The sequence below is a fragment of the Candidatus Cloacimonadota bacterium genome (genome assembly GCA_034661015.1).
Classification (GTDB): domain Bacteria; phylum Cloacimonadota; class Cloacimonadia; order JGIOTU-2; family JGIOTU-2; genus JAYEKN01.
Genome location: JAYEKN010000292.1, coordinates 1 through 3,231 on the forward strand (window position 1 = coordinate 1; position 3,231 = coordinate 3,231).

Below are 3,231 nucleotides of genomic sequence, written 5' to 3' on the forward strand. Positions count from 1 at the left end.
ATTTTGGGAGGAATCTCACTTGCCTTGCTGAATGTTGAAATGCTGCCGAAAATTTCCATTCCCAAAATTGTTGTGGAAACCAAATACGGAAATGCTGCTCCGGAAGAAGTGGAAGAACTTGTAACTCGCCCCCTCGAAGAGAGTTTAAGCAGTTTGGAAGGTATAAAAAATATCTCATCCGTTTCTTCAACCGGTAAATCAATAATCATTGTAGAATTTTATTGGCAAACCGATATAGATTTTGCTATCTTAAAAGCACGCGAGAAGCTGGATAGAGTAAAATGGAATTTACCGGAAAATACCGGCAGACCGAATATCCTCAATTTTGACCCGTCGGAAAGTCCGATAATTAGTTTTGCTATCACCGGAACAAATGATCTTTATACTCTTTCGGAAATCGGAAAAAATATTCTCAAAAAACGATTCGAACAGCTCACCGGAGTGGCAAAAGCCGAACTTTCCGGAATTGTGGAAAAAGAAATCGTGATTCGCATCTCTCCTCACAAATTATATATGTATCATATTACGCCCGAAATGATCGCAAATAAAATACGACAGCTCAATATCAATTATTCCGGTGGCGAAATAATTGACGGGTGGTATAAATATTCGGTTCTCTTTCCGAAAAATCTGAAAAACAAGCAGGACATCGAAAATGTCGTTATTCAAAATGATAACGGGGATAAATTTTATTTAAAAGATATCAGCGAAATTTATGAGCAATCGGAAGTAAGAGAAACTATTGCAAGGGTTAATGGTAAAGACGGCATTGTCTTGAATATTATCAAAAATTCCGACGCAAATACAGTTGAAGTTTGTAAAAAAGTGAAAAAATGTGCTAATCAATGGAATACAATCCAATCCGAAATGAAAGGTGAGCAGATAAGATTAAAATTCCTGCACGACGACTCAAGGCAAATTATCAGATCAATTAACTCTGTGGTGCAGTCGATTTTCATCGGTGGAATATTAGCTTTCTTCGTGCTTGTCCTTTTTCTCAAAGGTATAAAACCGCCGCTCACTATTGCATTCGCTATGCCTTTTTCAATCATAGCGACTTTTATTCTGCTCTATTTTTTCGGCATTTCTCTAAATATTCTTTCTATGGGCGGTTTGGCAATCGGAATCGGTTTGCTGGTTGACAACTCAATCATTGTGCTTGAAAATATTACACGGTTGAGAGAAAATGGCGTGGAACTAAAAGACGCTTGTATTCAAGGCACAAAAGAGGTTATGCTCTCGATTAGTGCCGGAACTTTTACCACGATTGCTGTTTTCTTTCCGATCATTTATCTTCAGGGAGTTAGCAGCATTTTTTTCAAAGAGCAGGCACTCACAATCACTTTTGCTCTTCTCTCTTCCCTTGTTATTTCCATAATTATGGTGCCGACTTTGTTAAATAAAAAAGTAAATCAGCAAAATTTTCACACTCCTTCACGAAATAAAATTTCATTTACAAATAAACGACCAAGACTGAAATTATTACTTCCATTCTTTTTTGTTTGGCGGGTGCTTTTGTTTGCGAAAGAATTTATAAAATTTATCATAAAAACCATATTCGGCAGTTTGGGCTATTTGATTAATTATTCCTTAACTCGTACAAAACAAACTGTAGATAATTTCATAAAACCTATTGGGGAATGGAATGAAAAAAAATTGGCTAAGGTTAAATACAAATATGAAAATATTCTGAATAATGCTCTGTTGAAAAAAGAAAAAACCATTATAATTATTCTAATCATTTTTCTAACCTCAATTATGGCGGCAACTTTTATCCCACGCAGGTTTATTCCAAAATTAACGCCGGATAAATTAAGCGTGGAATTGGAGCAATCTTCAGGAACTCCCTTGGGGATAACCCGGGAAAAAATGATTAAGATCGAGAAATTTCTCCAAAAAGAAAAATATATAAAAAATATCGAAACTTATGTGGGAAAAGAATACAGCAAGTCTGGCTTCATCTCATATAAAAAAAATGCTGAGCATAAGGGTTATTTCATCTTATCTATAATGCCGAACTCAATAAAAAATATTGAGAATAAAAAATTATATCTGAAAAATAAATTGGAATCTCTCGTAACCGCAGATATATCAGTTTTATCTGCCGGTAATGTTTATCAAAATATTTTTGATTTTGGTGATTATCCGATTGAAATAAATGTTTACGCTGATAATTTACAAAAATTAAAACTCAACTCCGATCTGGTGTCTTCCAATCTAACAAAAATTAACAAAAAATATTACCTGTTTTCTGAAATTAAAAACAATCTGCAAATAACAAAGCCGGCATTCCAACTCGAATTCAAAGAGAATCTTTTACGAAAGCTAAAAGGTTCTATTTCTCGAAATGATATTATAAAAAAATTAAAAGATCTGAATTTTGGTTATCAAGTCGATGAACTCATTTATGGAAACCAGATTAAAAAAATTATTATCCGAACTTATGATCAATCACCCCAAAAACGCAATCTTGATTTGACTGAATTCTTAAATCAAAAAATCGTTTTCAACCAAAAAATGTATTCAGTTTCGGATTTTATTAAAGTGAATAAATATCTTTCACCGGAAGAATTATACAGAAAAGAACAGCAGAAAAATGCAACTATTTTTATCAAACTTACCAAAAATACAAAATTCCAAGCTGCTTACAATCAAGTCGATGATCTTATGAAAAAATTATCTGATAAAAATAATTTCAAATACGATATCGGCGGCGAAAATCAAAGAATAAAAGAAAATTTTAGCGGTATGATCTTCGCTTTTATTCTGTCTATCCTCCTCGTGTATATGATTCTCGGGGTTCAGTTCGAGTCATTCTACCTTCCGTTTGTGATTATTTTAACTATTCCATTGTCATTGATCGGGGTAGTTTGGGGACTTCTTCTTACCGGCACCAGCATTAATCTTATGTCCCTGATTGGAAGTGTGGTTCTCATCGGGATCGTGGTGAACGATAGTATTGTAAAATTGGATACGATAAAACGCCTGCGAGAGCAAGGTTACGAGCTTATTTCGGCTGTAAAAACAGCGGGGAGTCAAAGATTTCGCCCCATTATTATGACATCGCTGACTACGATTTTCGGACTTTTACCTCTTGCTATCGGTATGGGAACCGGCTCGGAACTGACTAAGCCGCTCGCTATTACGGTGATAAGTGGTCTGCTTGCTTCAACCATTCTAACGCTAATTATTATTCCGGTGATTTATGTGATCTTCGAACAGAGAAAATAA

At 34.8% G+C, this 3,231-nt stretch carries 1 protein-coding gene; it reads left to right on the forward strand.

All coding sequences use genetic code 11. The features are described from left to right. Window positions 1–3,231, forward strand: a 3,231-nt coding sequence (locus tag U9P79_10120; GenBank protein MEA2104976.1) for an efflux RND transporter permease subunit, incomplete at its 5' end; no start/stop codon positions are given.